The following is an 18,621-nucleotide window of genomic DNA, read 5'->3' on the forward strand; positions in this document are numbered from 1 at the left end:
GACACATGAAGCTCACGGTCTGGACATATGAGGGTCCGCCCCATGTGGGTGCCATGCGCGTTGCCACCGGGATGACGGGTCTGCACTACGTGCTGCACGCACCGCAGGGCGACACCTATGCCGACCTGCTGTTCACCATGATCGAACGGCGCAATCACCGCCCGCCTGTGACCTACACGACCTTTCAGGCCCGCGACCTTGGTGCGGACACCGCCAACCTGTTCAAGACTGCGGCGCAGGACGCCTATGACCGGTTCAAACCACAGGCGATCATTGTGGGCGCGTCCTGCACGGCCGAATTGATCCAGGACGACCCCGGCGGCATGGCCGAGACGATGGGCCTGCCTGTGCCAACGATCCCGCTGGAACTGCCCAGCTACCAACGCAAGGAAAACTTTGGCGCAGACGAGACGTTTTTCCAGATCGTCAAAACGCTGGCCCGTCCAATGGAACGGACCAAACAAATCACCGCGAACCTCATTGGTCCGACAGCCCTCGGTTTCCGTCACCGCGACGATATCCAAGAGGTCACCGCGCTTTTGTCCGACATGGGCATCAGCGTGAATGTGGTGGCTCCGATGACATCGTCACCTGCTGACATTGCCCGCATGGGGGCGGCGCATTTCAACGTCCTGATGTATCCCGAAACCGCAGAAAGCGCGGCGCGCTGGATGGAGCGGGAACTGGATCAGCCCTATACCAAGGTGGTGCCCATCGGCGTCGGTGCGACCCGTGACTTTGTGGCCGAAGTGGCCGCGATCAGCGGCAATGAGGCATATGTCGACACCTCTCGTCTGCGCCTGCCGTGGTACTCCAAATCCGTGGACAGCACCTATCTGACGGGCAAGCGCGTTTTCCTGTTTGGCGACGGCACCCACGTGCTTGCGGCCGCGCGCGTGGCCTCCGAAGAGATGGGGTTCGAGGTTGTCGGCCTTGGCTGCTACAACCGCGAAATGGCGCGCCCGGTGCGCGCAAAGGCGCGCGAGATGGGCCTCGAGGCGACAATCACCGATGACTACCTCGAAGTCGAACGCGTGATCGAAGCGCTGCAACCCGAGATGATCCTCGGCACCCAGATGGAGCGTCACATCGGCAAGCGTCTGGGCATTCCCTGCTCCGTGATTTCGGCTCCGGTGCATGTACAGGACTTTCCCGCCCGGTATTCGCCCCAAATGGGGATCGAGGGCGCGAACGTCCTCTTTGACACATGGGTGCACCCGCTGGTTATGGGGCTCGAAGAGCACCTGTTACACATGTTCCGCGAGGATTTTGAATTCCACGATGCGGCGGGTCCGTCGCATCATGGCGGCCATGCGCCCAGCCCGGGCGCAGAGGGGGGCGCTGCCCCCCGGCCTGCGGCCTCCCCCCGGGATTTTTCCGGGACAGAGACGGGTGGGGGTCAGGTGATCTGGCTGGCTGAGGCCGAAAAGGAACTAAAGAAGATCCCCTTCTTTGTCCGTGGCAAGGCACGGCGCAACACAGAAGTTTTTGCCGCCGAACGCGGTGTGGCGCAGATTTCGGTGGACACACTCTATGAGGCAAAGGCCCATTATGCGCGATGACACCGGCATAGAGGGGCGTCGCCCCGGCTACCGCGTGGTGATCATCACGCTGGACAGCCATGCCGCGGGACCTGCGCGCAAGGCGCAGGAGGCGTTGGCGGGCGACTATCCGGGTCTCGACATCCAGATCTTTGCAGCCGCTGAATGGGGCGAGACGCCCGGAGCGTTCGAGGCCGCCGAAGAGGCGGTGATGCAGGGCGATATCATCATCGCAAATCTGCTGTTCCTCGAAGAGCATGTGGCGCGCATCCTGCCTGCATTGCAGGCCCGCCGGGACACCTGCGACGCAATGATCGGCGTTGTGGCGGATGCCGACGTGGTCAAGCTGACGCGCATGGGCACGCTGGACATGGCACAGCCTCCGTCGGCCATGGGCAAGTTGATGAAGCGGCTGCGCGGGTCGTCCAAACCATCGACCGAAAGCGGCGCCAAGAAGATGGCGATGCTGCGCCGCCTGCCGAAAATCCTCAAGTTCATTCCGGGCAAGGCGCAGGACCTGCGCGCCTGGTTCATGGTGATGCAATACTGGCTGGGCGGGTCGGACGACAATGTGCGCAGCATGATCCAGTTCCTGCTGGGCCGCTACGCAGACAGCGCCGATTGGACGGACCGGCCCGAGGCCGCGCTGCCGATTGATTACCCGGACACCGGCCTTTACCACCCCGATCTGCCCGGGCGGATCACAACCGATCCTGCGGACATTGCCGGACCCAAAACGGCTGTGATGACCGTCGGCATCGTGATGTTGCGATCCTATGTGCTGGCCGGCGACACCGCCCATTACGATGGCGTCATTCGCCGCTTCGAAGCGCAAGGTGTTCGGGTGTTGCCCGCCTTCGCCGGAGGGTTGGACGCGCGCCCGGCAATCGACACGTTTTTTAAGGGTCAGGTCGATGCGATGGTGTCACTGACAGGCTTTAGCCTTGTGGGTGGCCCTGCCTACAACGACAACGAGGCGGCCATTGACGTGCTGGCGGACCTCGATGTGCCCTATCTCGCCGCGCACGCGCTGGAATTTCAGACCCTGGGCCAATGGGCGGGCAGTTCCGGTGGGCTTGGCCCGATCGAGACGACGATGCTGGTTGCCTTGCCCGAATTGGATGGGGCTACCTGTCCAACCGTCTTTGGCGGGCGGCTGGGGCCCGAAGGTTGCGCAGGCTGTGCCCATGCCTGCCGCGCCGCTGAGCCCAAGGCCATGGTGCCCTGCCACGAGCGGATCGACAGCCTTGTTGAAAAGACCATCCGCCAGATGCGCCTGCGCCGCAAAGACAACGCGGACAAGAAGGTGGCCATTGTCCTCTTTGGCTTTCCGCCAAATGCGGGCGCTGTCGGCACTGCCGCCTATCTGAGCGTCTTTGAAAGCCTGATGAACACCCTGCGGGCCATGCGCGCGCGGGGCTACGATGTGGACGTCCCGGACAATGTGGACGCCCTGCGCGCCCGCGTCCTCGACGGGAATGCCGCGCAATACGGGCAAGAGGCCAACGTGGCCGCCCATGTGGACGCTGACACCATCGTGCGCACAACGCCACCCCTGCACGCCATTGAGGCGGTGTGGGGTCCTGCACCGGGCCGTATCCAGTCGGATGGGCGCGGTGTGTTTGTGCTGGGGGCCGAATTGGGCAACGTCTTTGTGGGGGTGCAGCCAGCGTTTGGCTACGAGGGCGACCCGATGCGGTTGCTGTTCGAGAAAGGCTTTGCGCCCACCCATGCCTTTGTCACCTTTTATCTGTGGCTGCGGAACACCTATGGCGCGGATGCGGTGGTGCATTTCGGGATGCATGGCGCGCTGGAGTTTATGCCGGGCAAGCAGGCAGGCTTGGGCGCGCAGGATTGGCCGGACCGTTTGATTGGCGAGATGCCGAACATTTATCTGTATGCGGCCAATAACCCGTCAGAGGCGTCGCTGGCCAAGCGGCGGTCGGGCGCTGTGACGATCACGCATCTGACGCCGCCGCTGGCGCAATCGGGGCTCTACAAGGGTTTGTCGGAGCTAAAGGATTCACTGACCCGCTGGCGTGGAACGGCGGCGGGTGATCCCACCCGCGATGACCTCGAAGTGTTGATCGCCGAACAGGCGGAGGCGGTTGATATGGGCGGCGTGGCACCTGCCGATCTGTGGCTGAAACTGCTCGAAACCGAGGACGCGCTAATCCCTGAAGGCCTGCATGTCGTCGGCGCGCCACTCAGTGACGCCGCGCGGCGCGATTACCTCGATCTGATGCAACACGAGGATGACGACGCGCGGGCGCGGGTGGACGCGCTGTTGCAGCAGGAGACGGAATTGTCGTCGCTGATGGCGGCGCTGGATGCACGCTATATCCGGCCTGTGCATGGCGGTGACCTGTTGCGGTCACCCGACATTCTGCCCACGGGGCGCAACATCCATGCGTTTGACCCGTTCCGGATGCCTACGGCTTTTGCCTGCCGCGAGGGCGTGGCGCAGGCGGAATTGTTGCTGAAGACGCATGACAGCCTGCCACGGTCCGTGGCGCTGGTGTTGTGGGGGTCGGACAATATCAAATCGGACGGGGTGCCTATTGCACAGGCGCTGGCGCTGATGGGGTGCGTGCCCCGCTTTGACAGCTTTGGCCGGTTGGCGGGGGCCGATCTGGTGCCGCTTGCCGAACTTGGCCGCCCACGGATCGACGTGATCATGACCCTGTCTGGGATTTTCCGCGATCTGCTGCCCTTGCAGACACGGATGCTGGCTGAGGCGGCGCTGAAATGCGCCGAGGCCGAAGAGCCGTTGGAACAGAACTTTATCCGCGCCCACGCGCTGGCCTATGCCGAGGCGCAGGGCGTTGATCTGGCGACGGCGGCGCTGCGCGTGTTCTCCAACGCCGAAGGCGCCTATGGGTCGAACGTGAACCATCTGGTGGACAGTTCGGCCTTTGGCGATGAGGACGAATTGGCGGACGCCTATGAGGGGCGCAAGAGCTTTGCCTATGGTGTCGACGGCAAATCAGCGGCGAACCCGGCCCTGTTGCAGCGCGCGCTGGCGGATGTGGAAATCGCCTACCAGAACCTTGAATCGGTCGAGTTGGGGGTCACGACGGTTGACCATTATTTCGACACGCTGGGCGGAATTGCCCGCGCCGTGAAACGGGCGCGCGGCCAAGAGGCGGCGGTATACATCGGTGACCAGACGCGCGGTACAGCCAAGGTTCGTACGCTCAAGGATCAGGTAGCGCTGGAGACGCGCAGCCGGGCGCTGAACCCGAAATTTTTCGAGGGCCTGCTGAAACATGGCGCCGAAGGCGTGCGCCAGATCGAGGCGACAGTGACCAACACGCTGGGCTGGTCGGCCACCACCGGTCAGGTGGACGAATGGGTATATCAGCGGATTTCCGAGACTTTTGTGCTGGATGAAGAGATGCGCCAGCGCATCGCAGACCTAAACCCCACGGCATCAAGCCGCATGGCGAACCGCCTGCTGGAAGCGTCCGACCGGAACTATTGGCAGCCGGACGCAGAGACATTGGCGGCGTTGCAGGATGCGGCGGATGCGCTGGAAGACAAGCTCGAAGGGATCGCGGCAGAATGATCCGTTTCGCGGCACATAAGATGGGAGCCTCCGGCGGGAGTATTTCTCAAGAGAAGAAGCACAGGGCGCGCACCCTGATGGAAAGGAGGCTCGCATGAGCCCACTCGACAGAAACCCACCCGTCCTGCGGGGTCAGGATGGCGAAGGATCGGTGCAGGTGCATCAGGACGCCGAGGCCCGCATCGAAGGGGCCAAGGTGTTTTCGGTCTACGGCAAGGGCGGGATCGGCAAATCGACCACCTCGTCCAACCTGTCGGCGGCCTTTTCCAATCTGGGCAAGCGCGTGTTGCAGATCGGGTGCGATCCGAAACATGACAGCACGTTCACCCTGACGGGGCATTTGCAGCCGACGGTGATCGATATTTTGAAAGAGGTGGATTTCCACCCCGAAGAGTTGCGGCCCGAGGATTTTGTGACCGAAGGGTACAACGGTGTGAAATGCGTCGAGGCCGGCGGCCCGCCTGCGGGCACAGGCTGTGGTGGTTATGTCGTGGGGCAGACGGTGAAGCTGCTCAAGCAGCACCATCTGCTGGAAGAGACCGACGTGGTGATCTTTGACGTTTTGGGCGATGTGGTCTGCGGTGGTTTTGCGGCACCGTTGCAGCACGCGGACCGGGCGCTGATCGTGACAGCCAATGATTTTGACAGCATCTACGCCATGAACCGGATCATTGCCGCCGTGCAGGCGAAATCGGCCAACTACAAGGTGCGGCTGGCGGGCTGCGTGGCGAACCGCAGCCGCGAAACCAACGAAGTGGACCGGTATTGCGACACTGTCGGTTTCAACCGGATTGCGCACATGCCGGATGTTGATGCGATCCGGCGGTCGCGGCTCAAGAAAAAGACCCTGTTCGAGATGGACGACGAAGAGGACATCGTCCGTTGCCGCGCCGAATACATCCGGCTGGCGCAGACATTGTGGGACGGGACAGAGGGTCTGGCACCCGCACCAATGGAAGACCGCGATATCTTTGAACTGCTGGGGTTCGACTAAGCCCATGGCCTATGACCAAACCCGCGCCCGGGTCGAAACCTATTTCGACCAGACGGCCACAAAGACATGGGAGCGTCTGACGTCAGACGCCCCGGTGTCGCGTGTGCGTGAAACGGTGCGTGCGGGGCGGGACCGGATGCGGACGCTGATGCTGAGCCGTTTGCCGGATGACCTGCGCGGCGCGCGGGTTCTGGACGCGGGCTGCGGTCCGGGCATGGCGACGATTGAACTGGCCAAACGCGGCGCGACGGTGGTCGCCGCAGATATCTCGCCACAGCTGATCGACATTGCGCAGTTGCGGTTGCCGCATGAATTGCAGCGGCAGGTGACATTTCACGCAGGCGATATGCTGGACCCGAAGCTGGGGCAGTTCGACGCCGTCATCGCGATGGACAGTCTCATTTACTACACCGCCGAGGACATTGGTGCAGCCTTGCACAAGCTGGAGCCGCGGGTGTCTGGACCAATTGTGTTCACTGTGGCCCCGCGTACGCCTGCGCTGATGGTGATGTGGTACGCGGGCAAAGCCTTTCCCCGCGCGGACCGGTCGCCTGTGATGATCCCGCACGCGCATCCCAAGCTCGCCAATGCTGCCAAGGCCGCCGGTGTGCGCCGGATGCTGCGCCCGGTGGAACGTGTCAGTTCGGGCTTTTACATCTCCGAAGCGATGGAGTTGCGGCCATGAGCGGGCTCAAATCCCTCAGCCTGCGGGCGCTGCCCTTTGCGGATGCGGCATCCGATGGATTGCCGATGGATCAGTTGCTGCGGCTGTCGCTGTTTCAGGTGTCCGTGGGTATGGCGACGGTCATGCTGCTGGGCACGCTGAACCGGGTGATGATTGTCGAGTTGAGCGTGCCTGCGATGATCGTGGCGATCATGATCGCGCTGCCGGTACTGATTGCGCCGTTCCGGGCGCTGTTGGGCTTCAAGTCGGACAATTACCGGTCGTCTATCGGGTGGAAGCGGGTGCCCTATATCTGGTTCGGTTCGCTGTGGCAGTTTGGGGGGCTGGCCGTGATGCCCTTTGCCCTGCTGGTGCTGGGCGGCGATGTCTATCACGAGATCCCCTTTGCCGGAGAAGTGCTGGCGGCGCTGGCCTTTCTGATGACGGGTCTGGGTCTGCACATGACGCAGACCGCAGGGCTTGCGCTGGCCTCGGACCGGGCCACGGATGAGACCCGGCCACGGGTCGTGGCGCTGCTTTATGTGATGTTTCTGGTGGGCATGGGCGTGTCCGCGCTGATCATTGGCGGCCTTTTGAACAACTACAGCGATCTGCGCCTGATCCGCGTCGTGCAGGGGGCTGCTGTTGCAGGTGTCGCCCTGAACCTGATCGCCCTGTGGAAGCAGGAGGCCGTGCGCCCGATGAGCAAGGTGGAGCGCGCCGCCCCGCGCCCCCTGTTCCGGGAGGCGTGGACGGATTACGCCGCCGGTGGCCAAGCCGGTCGCCTGCTGGCCTGCGTGTTTGTGGGCACTATGGCGTTCAACATGCAGGACGTGCTGCTGGAACCCTATGGCGGCGAAATTCTTGGGCTTTCTGTGTCCGCCACAACGCTGCTGACGGCGCTGTGGGCAGCGGGCGCGCTTCTGGGATTTGCCTGGGCCGGGCGGCGCTTGGCCAAAGGATCGAACGCCTACCGGCTGGCAGGCGGGGGCATCCTCGCGGGGGTCTGGGCCTTTACGCTGGTGATCTTTGCCGCGCCGATGCAGGCCAATGTGCTGTTTTATGCCGGTGCCTTTCTGATCGGCTTTGGCGGCGGGCTCTTTGCGGTGTCGACCCTCACGGCTGCCATGACCATGCCCGCCAAAGGAATGGCTGGCCGGGGTCTTGCGCTGGGCGCGTGGGGGGCCGCGCAGGCCACCGCCGCCGGGGTTGCCATCGCCCTTGGCGGCACGCTGCGCGACTGGATCGGCGCCATCGCCATGTCGGGCGTCTGGGGGGAGGGCCTGCAAACACCCGCCGCCGGATATGCCTTTGTTTATCACGCCGAGATTGGCCTGCTTTTTGTCACTCTCATCATCCTGGGACCGCTCGTGCGCCATTCGGGTCCCCTCACCGAAAAGGAGGAGCCGCAGCCGCTTGGCCTTGCGGATTTCCCCACATGACCTTGTCCAGGAAAGGAACACACACATGACTGGGACATTCTTTGGCGAATTTGACCTCGCCTCCCTTGCGATCTGGCTCTTCTGGGGGTTTTTCGCGCTGCTGATCTTCTACATCCAGCGCGAGAATATGCGCGAGGGCTATCCGCTGGAAAATGACGATGGGACCGAAGCGGCTAATCAGGGGCCGTTCCCGGTGCCGTCGGACAAGACGTTTGAGCTGCCCCACGGGCGCGGGTCGGTCACTGTGCCGTCGGGCCAGACGCCTGAACGCAGCGACATTCCGATGAAAAAGACCGCCGAGCCCAATGGCTTTCCGTTTGAGCCGACGGGTGATCCGATGCTGGACGGTGTTGGCCCCGCATCTTGGGCCCCGCGCCGTGACGCGCCGGAACTGGACGGTCACGGCCACCCCAAGATCGTGCCGATGTCCGCCAATGAGGCCTTTACCCACGCCGCTGGTCGCGACCCCCGTGGATTGCCGGTGATGTCGGGCGATGACGAGGTTGTTGGCCGCGTGGTGGACATGTGGATCGACGAGCCGGAGCAACTGGTGCGCTACCTCGAATATACGCTGGACGCAAAATGGGGCACCGGCAACCGGCTGGTGCCGCTGACGCTGGCGCGGATCAAATCCGACCGCGTCGTCGTGCAGTCGATCTATGCCAAGCACTTTGCCACCGTACCGACGATCGCAAGTGCGACGCAGGTGACCCTGCTCGAAGAGGACAAGATCTGTGGCTACTACGGCGGCGGCCTTCTTTATGCCGATGCCAGCCGTCAGGACCCGCAGCTTTGATGTGAACCCACCCACGCGGCGGGCTGGTTTCGCCGCGTGCAACCGCAACCAATCATAGGGACGTGCGCAATGCCTCATGATGATTTCGAGATCGAGCCCATAGAGGGCTTGCCGGAGGCGCCGCCGGACGGCGAACAGATCCTGTGGCAAGGCCGCCCGGACACATGGGCGCTGGCCCGCGAGTCGCTGAATGTGAATTGGGTCGCGGGGTATTTTGCGATCCTTGCGGCATGGCGGTTCGTTTCTGTCGTGGACTTGATGCCGATGGGGCAAGCCATCGGTGCCATGGTGCCTTTCGCGATTTTAGGGGTGATCGTCTATGGCCTGCTGCTGGGCATCGCTTACGTTCAGGCGCGCTGCACGATGTACACGATCACAACGTCCCGCGTGGCAATGCGCATTGGCGCCGCGCTGACGCTGACGCTGAACCTGCCCTATCGCGAATTGGGCAATGCCGCGCTTGATCTGCGCAAATCCGGCACAGGCACGATCGCGTTCGACACGCTGGGCGAGACCAAGCTGAGCTATCTGGTGATCTGGCCCCACGCGCGGCCCTGGCGGTTTGGCAAGACCCAGCCCGCGCTGCGTTGCATCCCCGATGCACAAAACGTCGCCAGCATTCTGGCCGAGGCGGCAGAGGCGCGGGTGAGCACTCCGCAAGTCATGCGTGTCGTGCCCAACAGCGCAGTGGCGGCGGAGTAGGGGCGATGTCAGACACACACACCTCCGAGGCCCGCATCCACGCCCGCCCTGACGAACTGGTGCCGCGCGTGCTTGTGCGCGCGATGGTGGCGCTGGTTCTGGTGATCCTGTCGCTGGTTACCGTGGCGCGCATCACCGACCGCCCGTTGGAAAGCACACCGGCCCTGACGCCGATCCTGGCCGAGCGGGTGATCCACCTGTCAGGGGACGCTTCGGGCGCGGCGCGCGTTCTGGATGAAACGGGCAGCGTCATCGCCAGTTTCCCGTCCGACAAGGGCGGGTTTGTGGCAGGCATCGACCGCGTGCTGCAACGCGAACGCGGCAAGATCGGTGCGGACACGTCCGCGCCGGTCGTCTTGCGCCTGCGGGACGGCAATCGCCTGTCCCTTTACGACCCCATCACCGATTGGTCTGCCGAGCTTATGGGCTTTGGCGCCGATAATCTCCGCACCTTCGCCAGGTTGCTGGAGCCCACTTTGACCCAAGGAGGAAGCCACCATGGGACTACTGACTAAGGACGTTGAACATGCACCCTGCACGGTCGAGATCAGCCACAAGTTCGAAAGCCTGCACGCGCATGTGAAATTCAACAACGGCGCCGTGATCTATCCCGGCGACGAGGTGCAGGTCAAAGGGCCCGAGATCATGGCCCCCTTTGGCGAGATCGTGCGCGAGGACCGCGAGGCGGTCATCATCCGCGCCTCCAAGCTGGAACAGCTTTGGACCCGCCTGACCGGCGATTTCGAAGTGATGGAACTGTGTGAATTCTCGTTCTCCGAGGAGGTGACGCTATGAATGCCCATACCAAACACACCGCCGACGCCACCAGCGTCGAAGAAGGTCTTGCCATTGCGCAGGCGCAGGACGAACAATTTACGTCCGAATTTGCGACCGAGACGGCGATGCAGAACACGCTGCTCACGCCGCGGTTTTACACCACGGATTTTGACGAGTTGGATGCGATCGACGTGTCGGGTGTCCGCGAAGACTGGGACAAGCTGATCGACCAGATGGAAAGCGACCCGAACAAGGGTCATTTCAAGAAAAACGAGGACTGGGACACCGTCGATTGGGACGGAATGGAGCCGGAACTGAAAAAGGAATTCATCGATTTCCTGATTTCGTCCTGTACCGCCGAATTCTCGGGCTGCGTTCTTTACAAAGAGATGAAGCGGCGCGGCAACAACAAGGACATCACGCAGCTGTTCCAGCTGATGGCGCGGGACGAGGCGCGGCACGCGGGCTTTATCAACGACGCATTGCGTGAGGCTGGCCTGCGCGTGAACCTCGGGTTTCTGACCCAAAAGAAAAAGTACACCTATTTCCGGCCCAAGTTCATCTACTATGCCACCTATCTGTCGGAAAAGATCGGTTACGCCCGCTACATCACGATCTTTCGTCACTTGCAGGCGCACCCCGAACATCGCTTTCACCCGATCTTCAAGTGGTTCGAAGAGTGGTGCAATGACGAGTTCAGCCATGGCGAAGCCTTTGCCCTGCTGATGAAGACGGACCCCAAGCTGACCAGCGGCATCAATGTCTACTGGATCAAGTTCTTTCTCACGGCTGTCTATGCGACCATGTATGTGCGCGACCATCAGCGCCCCGCGTTCCATGCCGCGCTCGGGGTAGACCCGGACTGGTATGCGCACGAGGTTTTCACCAAGACGTCAAAGCTGAGCGAACAGATTTTCCCGATCACGCTGGACATCGAACACCCACGCTGGCAGCCCGGCCTCGAACGTCTGCAAAAGGCGAATGTCGATCTGGCCCAGTCGAAGGGCCTCAAGAAGATCGGCGCGCAAATCCGGGCCGGTCTGGCCTTTGTGTCACTGCTGACCATCCCGTCGCGCAGCCACACGGTCCCGGCCTCCACCCGTCTGGAGCCGGTCTATTGATGCGCGCGTTTTCCGACACCGGAGATCACCGGAGAGCGGTACGCTGTCCGGTCGCGCAGGCGCTTGACGCCTGCCTGTTTTCCGCGTCGGAAAGCAGCCCGAGCCAAGTGTGCGGAGGGTGTGCATGACACCGTGGATCGCAGCCCTGATCGCGCTTTTTATCTGGTGGTTCTCTACCGGCACGATCCTGATGGCTGTGAAATATGCGGACCGCCAAGGCGCGGCTGCGCGCAAGCGCGCCACGCTGGGCGGCCTGCCTTTGGTCTGTCTTGGCGCGTACGGTGCCTATTGGTCGGCCACGCAAACGGACGTCATGGGGGTCTACGTGGCGTTCCTGTCCGCACTGGCCATTTGGGGCTGGATCGAACTGGCGTTTCTGACCGGCATCATCACCGGACCCAACCGCAGCCCGCTGCCCGACCGCACCCCCGAATGGGAACGGTTCATCCGCGCGTGGGGCACGCTGGCCTATCACGAGATGCTGCTGGTGGCGGCGCTTATTATGCTGGGCCTTGCCCTGTGGGATGCGCCCAACGCGTTTGGGTTCTGGACCTTTGCGGTTTTGTTCTTTGCCCGCGTGTCGGCCAAGCTGAACCTCTTTTTCGGGGTGCCGCGCACCCATGTGGAATTCCTGCCCGAGGCGCTGTCGCATCTGTCCAGCCACTTTCGCGTGGCGGGTATGAACTGGCTTTTCCCGGTATCGGTCACGGCGCTGACATTTGCCACGGCCTGCTGGCTCGAACGGCTTTATGCCGCGCAGACTATGGGCGACACCACGGGGTTTGCCCTGCTGACCGCGCTGACCGCGCTGGCGGCTCTCGAACACTGGGTAATGGTTTTGCCCATTCCTGACGAACGGCTCTGGCGGTGGATGCTGCCTGCGCCCAAACCACATAAACACCAAAAGACCCAAGGGGGACATCATGGACTTTGATGCACTGTTCCAAACGCAACTGGACGCGCTGAAAGACGAAGGCAACTACCGCATATTCGCGGAGCTTGAGCGCCAATACGGCGCGTTCCCCCGCGCGCGTTGCCACGATGAGGACGCCCCGGACGAGGTCACAGTCTGGTGTTCCAACGATTACCTTGGCATGGGCCAGCACCCATCGGTGGTCAAGTCGATGAAGGACACAATCGACGCCTGCGGTGCAGGCGCGGGCGGCACGCGCAACATCAGCGGCACCAACCACGCGCACAAGCAGCTGGAAGAAGAGCTTGCCGACCTGCACGGCAAGGAAAGCGCGCTGCTCTTTACCTCGGGATATGTCTCGAACTGGGCCGCCTTGAGCACATTGGGCAGCCGCCTGCCCGATGCTGTGATCCTCAGCGACGAGTTGAACCATGCCTCCATGATCGAAGGCATCCGCCACGCGCGCTGCAACAAGGTCATCTGGAAACACAACGACCCCGAAGACCTGGACCGCAAGCTGGCCGCCTTGCCCGCCAACGCCCCCAAGATTGTGGCGTTCGAGTCCGTCTATTCGATGGATGGTGACATCTGCCCGATGCAGGAGATTGTCGAGGTCGCCGAAAAGCACGGCGCGATGACCTACCTTGATGAAGTACACGCGGTTGGCCTTTACGGCCCGCGCGGTGGCGGCATTTCGGAGCAGGAGGGCCTCGCCGACCGCATCACGCTGATCGAAGGCACCTTGGGCAAGGCTTACGGCGTTGTCGGCGGTTACGTGACCGGGTCCGATGCGATGTGTGACTTTATCCGCAGCTTTGCCAGTGGCTTTATCTTTACCACGGCTCTGCCCCCTGCCGTGGCCGCAGCGGCCCGCACCTCCATCCGCCATCTCAAACAGTCCGATCAGGAACGGCTCCTGCAACGCCAGCGGGTCGCATATCTGCGCAAGCGGCTGGATCAGGAAGGCATTCCGCACATGGACAATGCCAGCCACATCATCCCCGTGATGATCAAGGACCCGGTCAAATGCCGGATGCTCAGCGACTATCTGATGCAGCGCTACGGCATCTATGTGCAGCCCATCAACTACCCCACAGTGCCCAAGGGAACCGAGCGTTTGCGCTTTACCCCGTCGCCATTGCACAGCGTTGAGGACATCGAACACCTGGTGCTTGCCCTCAAGGATTTGTGGAAACAATGCGCGATTGCCCACGCAGTTGCCTGACATCAATACAAAGTTACTGTTGACTTGATCGTGAACTCGCTACGTTCATTTGCAACGAACACTTGGAAGGAGAGACCCATGTTCCGATCCCTCGCGATTGTGGCCGCCACCGTTCTGGCCGCCCCCGCATTCGCAGACGGCCACGCTGTTGACCTCACGCCCACGGGCGATGTGGAAGCGGGCGAAAAGGCATTCCGCCAATGCGTGTCCTGCCATGTCGTCGTGAACGACGAAGGCGAAACGCTGGCTGGTCGGAAGTCTAAAACCGGGCCAAACCTTTACGGCGTTGTGGGCAGCACAGCGGGCTCCGTCGAAGGCTTCAAATACTCTGACATCATCATGCTCGCTGGTGAGCAGGGCGTGATTTATGACGAGGCCAGCTTTGTTGCCTATGTGCAGGACCCCACCGGTTGGCTGCGCGAAGTGACCGGTGACGGTGGTCGTGGCAAGATGACCTACAAGGTCCGCAAGGAAGAGGACGCCGTGAACCTCTATGCGTACCTCGCGTCGCTGGCCCCGCTGCCAGAGCCCGAAAGCTAAGGGACCCCGGTCCAACCAGTTGACAACACGCCGCCCTGTAACCGGGGCGGCGTTTTGCGTTTCGGCTATGGGTGGAGCAGGCGCAGGATCAGCGCGGCCAGTTGTTCCGGCGCTTCCTCGTGCATGAGGTGACCCAACCCTTCAATCTGGTGGAACTCAGCGTTGGGCATACGTCCAGCGGATGTCTGGGACACCGACGGCGGCACAGTTGCATCCTTGGAACCCGCAATCAGATCCACGTGACCTGCGTAGCGTGGCAGCGCGGCCAGCAGCGGTCGCAGGTCCCATTGGGCCATCATCCTGAGCGTTCCGTCCACATGCGCCTTGTCCCCGACCAATTGACGATACAGGTCGTAGCCTTCTGCATCCAACGCAGACCCGGTGGACGCGATCAGCGCCTTGATCCGCGCGGGATTGGCGGAGGTGGTGGAAAACAGGGTGGTCGCAAAGGGCATCGCCGCCAGCGCCTTGGCCATCAGCGGAAAGACAAGACCGGCAAGGCCGGGAAACTCGCCCAATGCGGCGTTCAGGCCGATCACATGGGGCGGGTCGACCATATCCCGTGCCATTTGCAGGGCAACCGCCGCGCCTGCGGAATGGCCGATGATCGCGGCAGGCCGCCAGCCTTCTTGCGCGCACAAGGCGGCCACGTCCTCCGCCATCGCTTCCAGCCCGCTGCGCTGCCGCGCGCCCAATTGGGAAAAGCCGTGTCCAGGCAGGTCGAGCGCAACGACATGATGCGCCGCGCTGAGCAGCGGGATGAGGTCGCGGTAACTGTGCGTGGACCCGCCCGCCCCGTGCAGCAACAGCAATGTGGGGCCGGAGCCTGTGACCTGCGCGTGCCAGCGGTGTATCGGCCCGTCGATCCGACGTGACATCTGGTGCAACGGCCAGCCGCCGATCTGCGCCCAGTCCATGCCGTTAGCCAGCCAAGGCCGCGCTGACCGCATCGGTCATGCGGTGTGCGTCCGCGCGGGGCAGCGCGATATAGCTGCCGTCAAGGGTGCGGCCAAGGTCCTGCAGGGCCGGTTGCGGACGGTTCGACATGTCAATGACCAGCGCATCGGTGCCTTGGGCGCGGATCGCGCGGGCCACGGTCTGGGCGTCCTCGGCGGCAGTGGCGCGGTGCGCGGAGCCATCCAGCGCGATATTGGCGCGCCCGTCCGTCAGCACGATGATGGTGGGCGTCATGCCTTGGCCAGCGGATTGTGCCGCCAGCGTCATGGCGCTGTGCAATCCGGCAGCCAGCGGCGTGCCGCCACCGCCCGGCAGTGCCGACAGGCGGCGTTTGGTCTGCACCAGCGACCGGGTGGGCGGCAAAAGGGTCTCGGCCTGCGTGCCCCGGAACGAGATCAGCGCAACGTGGTCGCGGCTGGCATAGGCTTCGGCCAACAGCAATTCGATGGCGCCTTTGGCCTCGCCCAGTCGGGCCATCGCGGCAGAACCGGATGCATCCACGGAAAAGATCAGCAACCGGTCGGAATGCTGGGCATAACGCTTGGTGCGGATGTCCGAGGGGTGGATCAGCAGGCCCTCGCGATCCGGCTGATGCGTGCGACGCAGCGGTTGCCATGGGGCCGCTGCGCGCAAGGTCGCAATCAGGTCGATCCGCGCGTCCCCGCCCAGCCGTCCGGGCCGCGAGGGCAGGGGCCGTCCCCGCCTGTTCGACTTGCGCACCTTGCCTGCGCCACTGCCCTTTGCGGCGCGCGCGCTGCGGGCCTGACCCAATGTCTGGAGCAGTCCGGCAGGCAGCAAGGCGGCGACGGCATCAATCAGCATCTCGGTGTCGGGCAGGGCGCTTTGGCCGTCTTGCGTACCGTCATCCTGTTGCACTTGATCTTCGGGTGCGGGGGGCTGCTCGGTCGGCGCATCCGTTTCCGGCATGTGCAGGGCGCGGTGCGGATAGACCAGCGCCGCGGCCAGTTCTATGTCGTCCGCACGCACACCTGTGCGTCCCTGCGACGCTGCGTGCGCCTGTGCCGCGCGCCACGCCAAGAGCGGCGCGCGCAACGAGGCGATGCCAAAGCGTGCGGCCAACAGCGTCAGTTGCGCCATCGCCTCGTCCGCATCGACCGGCGCGCCGGGCGGCGTCGGGGGACGGGCAGGCCAGTCACGCGGCATTCGCCCCTCGGGTGCGATGTGAAAGGCGAGCCTGTCCGATAGGCTGTCGGGCAGCGCCTCGTCCACCTCGATCCCTTCGTCCAGAGCCAGAATGCCCTGTGTAAGACCCTGATCGGTGAGTTGGCACAGCTTGGCCGCCAGCGCAGGTGCGCAGCGTTCGGCCATCGGCAGCACGGCGGTGCATGGCGTTGCAAAGAACCCCGAACTGCGCACGATCTTGCCCGCGGCCAGTGTCGCGGCAAGGTCAACCCCACCCAGCAACTGTTCATCGGCGATTGTGATCGGCAGCTTGCGCAGCGGCGCTGGCGGTGCAAAGGCCGCGACCAAGCGATCCCGGTCCGGCCCCGCCCGCATCTTCAGAACGGCCCCGCCCAACCCTTGCGGATCCACCGCAAGGATGTCGAGGGCCGCCGCGGCGAGATGCCAAGAGGTGTCGGACATGGCTCAGGCCAACACGGTCTCGACCGTGCGGCTGACCCGCGTGCTGCTGCCCGCCTCGTCCAGCGGATCGCGGCGCAGCCGGTGGCTGAGCGCAAGTGGCGCGATACGACGCAGGTGTTTGCGGGTGACGCGCTTGGCGCCGTCGTAGGCGGCCAGCGCCCGCGCGGCGCGCAACAGCGTCAGTTCCCCGCGCAACCCATCAGACCCAAGGGCAAGGCACAGTTCCGCGCAATCGCCAAGGATTGCATCACCGGCCTTAACCTTATCAAGATTGGACCGCGCCGCCAGAATTGCGACTCTGATGCTGGCATCATCCTTGGCGTATCGCTTGATGAAGGTGTCGGGCTTGCGTTCGTAGGCGTCGCGTCGTCGGATCACCTCGATCCGCTCGGCCACGTCCTGTGGCGACCGCACTTCGACCGACAGCCCGAACCGGTCAAGAAGTTGCGGGCGCAACTCACCCTCTTCGGGATTGCCGGAGCCGACCAGAACGAACCGGGCGTCGTGACGGATGCTGAGCCCTTCCCGCTCTACCACGTTCTCACCCGATTGCGCGACGTCCAGCAGCAGATCAACGATGTGATCCTCCAGCAGGTTCACCTCGTCAATATAAAGATAGCCACGGTTGGCCCGCGCCAGCAGACCCGGTTCAAACGCCTTCTCCCCACGGGTCAGCGCGCGCTCAATATCGAGCGCGCCCACCACGCGGTCCTCGGTCACGCCAAGGGGCAGATCAATCACGGGGGTGGGGCGATTTTCGAGCGTATCAGTCTCTATATTGGCCCAATCGGGACAGTCCGCACGCATCGCGGCGTTGACCGGGCAGCCCTGCACCACCTCAATTGCGGGCAGCAGCGCCGCCAGCGCACGCACTGCGGTGGATTTGCCCGTGCCCCTGTCGCCAAAGACCAGCACACCGCCGATGCCCGGATCAACAGCGGTGAGGATCATCGCGGTTTTCATATCGTCCTGACCGACAATGGCGGAAAAGGGAAAAGGCTGTTTCATGGCGCTGGCTCCAGCCGGCTAAGGGGGCTGACACCGCCCCAGGTGCCGCTGTCATCCAGAATGGAGAAGCGGGCATAGAGTTCTTCGCGAAACCACGCACCGTCCCGCACGGCTTTGATTGCCTCGGCATGGGGGCCATTGGTGCGGGCGAACGCGGCCATTTCCTGTGCGCCGGGCCAGATCGAGAACGTGACCTGATGCAACCATGGCACTTCGCCAATGCCGATTTTGAACATCACATTGGGGTCCGATCCGATCATCCGCGAAATATCGGGCACGCGGCCCCAGAATCGCGGCAGGATGCGTGGTTTGATCGTGGCCCGCGTCAAGGCGGCGATGGGGCCGGAAACAGAGCCTGTTTCAGGCAAAAACGGTTGCTGTCCGCTCCATGCGCCCCGCGCTGATGCGGTGGACAGGTAGATGGTCCAGTGTTCGGTCGCGCGCGCCCAATAGCGGGCAAAGATACGTTCAGAGCGCAGGCGGTTGCGTGCCGTATCGGCGTCTGGCCACGTGCAGAGAATCGCGTAAACAGCCGTGTTAGGGACGGGTGTGAACCCCTCGCCCGTGCCGGAGCCGCAGAGTTTCCAAAACTCAAGATCGGGCACCCGCGCCATGGCCAGACGGGCCGCGCCCATCATCGCAAGGGCCCACGCCCGGTCGCGCCACCGCTCAAAGCGGAAAAAGGTGATCGTGGTTGTCTGGCTCATCTGTTCGCACTGCAGAATGCCGGAAAAGGCACAGGGATCAGGTTACCGCGAGAAAAGAAAT

Annotated in this window: 17 protein-coding genes; 13 read left to right on the forward strand and 4 right to left on the reverse strand. The window is 63.2% G+C overall.

Going from position 1 to position 18,621, the window contains the following annotated elements; genetic code table 11:
- Nucleotides 1–5 precede the first annotated feature (5 nt).
- The 13 genes from bchB to Q1A85_RS03320 all read left to right on the forward strand — a co-directional run bounded on the left by bchB (nt 6) and on the right by Q1A85_RS03320 (nt 14,283).
- Complete coding sequence (gene bchB / locus Q1A85_RS03260) at nt 6–1,562, forward strand: ferredoxin:protochlorophyllide reductase (ATP-dependent) subunit B (RefSeq protein ID WP_299685022.1); 1,557 nt, start codon at nt 6–8, stop codon at nt 1,560–1,562.
- On the forward strand, nt 1,552–5,109 hold the full coding sequence (locus Q1A85_RS03265) for a magnesium chelatase subunit H (RefSeq protein ID WP_299685024.1): 3,558 nt from the start codon (nt 1,552–1,554) through the stop codon (nt 5,107–5,109). Before bchB ends, Q1A85_RS03265 begins: the two co-directional genes overlap by 11 nt.
- Nucleotides 5,110–5,203: 94 nt before the next feature.
- Nucleotides 5,204–6,103: a ferredoxin:protochlorophyllide reductase (ATP-dependent) iron-sulfur ATP-binding protein gene (gene bchL, locus Q1A85_RS03270; RefSeq protein ID WP_299685026.1), complete on the forward strand. Its 900-nt coding sequence runs from the start codon at nt 5,204–5,206 to the stop codon at nt 6,101–6,103.
- Nucleotides 6,104–6,107: 4 nt separating this feature from the next.
- Entirely contained in the window at nt 6,108–6,788 is a 681-nt protein-coding gene (gene bchM, locus Q1A85_RS03275; RefSeq protein WP_299685028.1) for a magnesium protoporphyrin IX methyltransferase, read from the forward strand.
- Nucleotides 6,785–8,209: a PucC family protein gene (locus Q1A85_RS03280; protein WP_299685031.1), complete on the forward strand. Its 1,425-nt coding sequence runs from the start codon at nt 6,785–6,787 to the stop codon at nt 8,207–8,209. The genes bchM and Q1A85_RS03280 overlap by 4 nt, the downstream gene beginning before the upstream one ends.
- Before the next feature lie 25 nt (nt 8,210–8,234).
- Entirely contained in the window at nt 8,235–9,005 is a 771-nt protein-coding gene (gene puhA / locus Q1A85_RS03285; protein WP_299685033.1) for a photosynthetic reaction center subunit H, read from the forward strand.
- Between the two features lie 69 nt (nt 9,006–9,074).
- Complete coding sequence (gene puhB / locus Q1A85_RS03290; RefSeq protein ID WP_299685035.1) at nt 9,075–9,707, forward strand: photosynthetic complex putative assembly protein PuhB; 633 nt, start codon at nt 9,075–9,077, stop codon at nt 9,705–9,707.
- Between the two features lie 5 nt (nt 9,708–9,712).
- Nucleotides 9,713–10,222, forward strand: coding sequence for a photosynthetic complex assembly protein PuhC (gene puhC, locus Q1A85_RS03295; protein WP_299685037.1), 510 nt, complete (start codon nt 9,713–9,715; stop codon nt 10,220–10,222).
- Nucleotides 10,206–10,502 (forward strand): hypothetical protein, encoded by a 297-nt coding sequence (locus tag Q1A85_RS03300; RefSeq protein WP_299685039.1) that lies wholly within the window; start codon nt 10,206–10,208, stop codon nt 10,500–10,502. The genes puhC and Q1A85_RS03300 overlap by 17 nt, the downstream gene beginning before the upstream one ends.
- Complete coding sequence (gene acsF, locus Q1A85_RS03305; RefSeq protein ID WP_299685041.1) at nt 10,499–11,605, forward strand: magnesium-protoporphyrin IX monomethyl ester (oxidative) cyclase; 1,107 nt, start codon at nt 10,499–10,501, stop codon at nt 11,603–11,605. Before Q1A85_RS03300 ends, acsF begins: the two co-directional genes overlap by 4 nt.
- 124 nt (nt 11,606–11,729) lie before the next feature.
- Nucleotides 11,730–12,539, forward strand: coding sequence for a putative photosynthetic complex assembly protein PuhE (gene puhE / locus Q1A85_RS03310; RefSeq protein ID WP_299685043.1), 810 nt, complete (start codon nt 11,730–11,732; stop codon nt 12,537–12,539).
- The gene (gene hemA, locus Q1A85_RS03315; protein WP_299685045.1) at nt 12,529–13,743 is read left to right on the forward strand and encodes a 5-aminolevulinate synthase; all 1,215 of its coding nucleotides are present in this window, start codon (nt 12,529–12,531) and stop codon (nt 13,741–13,743) included. Before puhE ends, hemA begins: the two co-directional genes overlap by 11 nt.
- 78 nt (nt 13,744–13,821) lie before the next feature.
- Entirely contained in the window at nt 13,822–14,283 is a 462-nt protein-coding gene (locus tag Q1A85_RS03320) for a c-type cytochrome (RefSeq protein WP_299685047.1), read from the forward strand.
- A gap of 65 nt (nt 14,284–14,348) precedes the next feature.
- On the opposite strand, the gene bchO is transcribed toward Q1A85_RS03320, so the two are convergent.
- From bchO to crtA, 4 genes are read right to left on the reverse strand one after another with little or no spacing between them, the layout of a single operon-like run.
- On the reverse strand, nt 14,349–15,200 hold the full coding sequence (gene bchO / locus Q1A85_RS03325) for an alpha/beta fold hydrolase BchO (RefSeq protein WP_299685049.1): 852 nt from the start codon (nt 15,198–15,200) through the stop codon (nt 14,349–14,351).
- 4 nt (nt 15,201–15,204) lie between these two features.
- Nucleotides 15,205–16,845 carry a magnesium chelatase subunit D gene (locus Q1A85_RS03330; protein WP_299685051.1) on the reverse strand — a complete coding sequence of 547 codons (1,641 nt, stop codon included), beginning with the start codon at nt 16,843–16,845 and terminating at the stop codon, nt 15,205–15,207.
- Nucleotides 16,846–16,848: 3 nt separating this feature from the next.
- On the reverse strand, nt 16,849–17,853 hold the full coding sequence (gene bchI / locus Q1A85_RS03335; protein ID WP_299685053.1) for a magnesium chelatase ATPase subunit I: 1,005 nt from the start codon (nt 17,851–17,853) through the stop codon (nt 16,849–16,851).
- Nucleotides 17,850–18,560, reverse strand: a complete 711-nt coding sequence (crtA, locus tag Q1A85_RS03340) for a spheroidene monooxygenase (protein WP_299685055.1) — start codon at nt 18,558–18,560, stop codon at nt 17,850–17,852. Before crtA ends, bchI begins: the two co-directional genes overlap by 4 nt.
- Nucleotides 18,561–18,621: the final 61 nt, after the last annotated feature.

The organism is uncultured Tateyamaria sp. (assembly GCF_947503385.1).
Lineage (GTDB): Bacteria > Pseudomonadota > Alphaproteobacteria > Rhodobacterales > Rhodobacteraceae > Tateyamaria.

Coding starts and splice junctions, on each gene's coding strand:
- puhC (WP_299685037.1), top strand. CDS start 9,713: ATGTCAGACACACACACCTCCGAGGCCCGCATCCACGCCCGCCCTGAC.
- crtA (WP_299685055.1), bottom strand. CDS start 18,560: ATGAGCCAGACAACCACGATCACCTTTTTCCGCTTTGAGCGGTGGCGC.
- hemA (WP_299685045.1), top strand. CDS start 12,529: ATGGACTTTGATGCACTGTTCCAAACGCAACTGGACGCGCTGAAAGAC.
- bchI (WP_299685053.1), bottom strand. CDS start 17,853: ATGAAACAGCCTTTTCCCTTTTCCGCCATTGTCGGTCAGGACGATATG.
- acsF (WP_299685041.1), top strand. CDS start 10,499: ATGAATGCCCATACCAAACACACCGCCGACGCCACCAGCGTCGAAGAA.
- Q1A85_RS03300 (WP_299685039.1), top strand. CDS start 10,206: ATGGGACTACTGACTAAGGACGTTGAACATGCACCCTGCACGGTCGAG.
- puhE (WP_299685043.1), top strand. CDS start 11,730: ATGACACCGTGGATCGCAGCCCTGATCGCGCTTTTTATCTGGTGGTTC.
- Q1A85_RS03265 (WP_299685024.1), top strand. CDS start 1,552: ATGCGCGATGACACCGGCATAGAGGGGCGTCGCCCCGGCTACCGCGTG.
- bchL (WP_299685026.1), top strand. CDS start 5,204: ATGAGCCCACTCGACAGAAACCCACCCGTCCTGCGGGGTCAGGATGGC.
- Q1A85_RS03320 (WP_299685047.1), top strand. CDS start 13,822: ATGTTCCGATCCCTCGCGATTGTGGCCGCCACCGTTCTGGCCGCCCCC.
- bchO (WP_299685049.1), bottom strand. CDS start 15,200: ATGGACTGGGCGCAGATCGGCGGCTGGCCGTTGCACCAGATGTCACGT.
- puhA (WP_299685033.1), top strand. CDS start 8,235: ATGACTGGGACATTCTTTGGCGAATTTGACCTCGCCTCCCTTGCGATC.
- Q1A85_RS03330 (WP_299685051.1), bottom strand. CDS start 16,845: ATGTCCGACACCTCTTGGCATCTCGCCGCGGCGGCCCTCGACATCCTT.
- Q1A85_RS03280 (WP_299685031.1), top strand. CDS start 6,785: ATGAGCGGGCTCAAATCCCTCAGCCTGCGGGCGCTGCCCTTTGCGGAT.
- bchB (WP_299685022.1), top strand. CDS start 6: ATGAAGCTCACGGTCTGGACATATGAGGGTCCGCCCCATGTGGGTGCC.
- puhB (WP_299685035.1), top strand. CDS start 9,075: ATGCCTCATGATGATTTCGAGATCGAGCCCATAGAGGGCTTGCCGGAG.
- bchM (WP_299685028.1), top strand. CDS start 6,108: ATGGCCTATGACCAAACCCGCGCCCGGGTCGAAACCTATTTCGACCAG.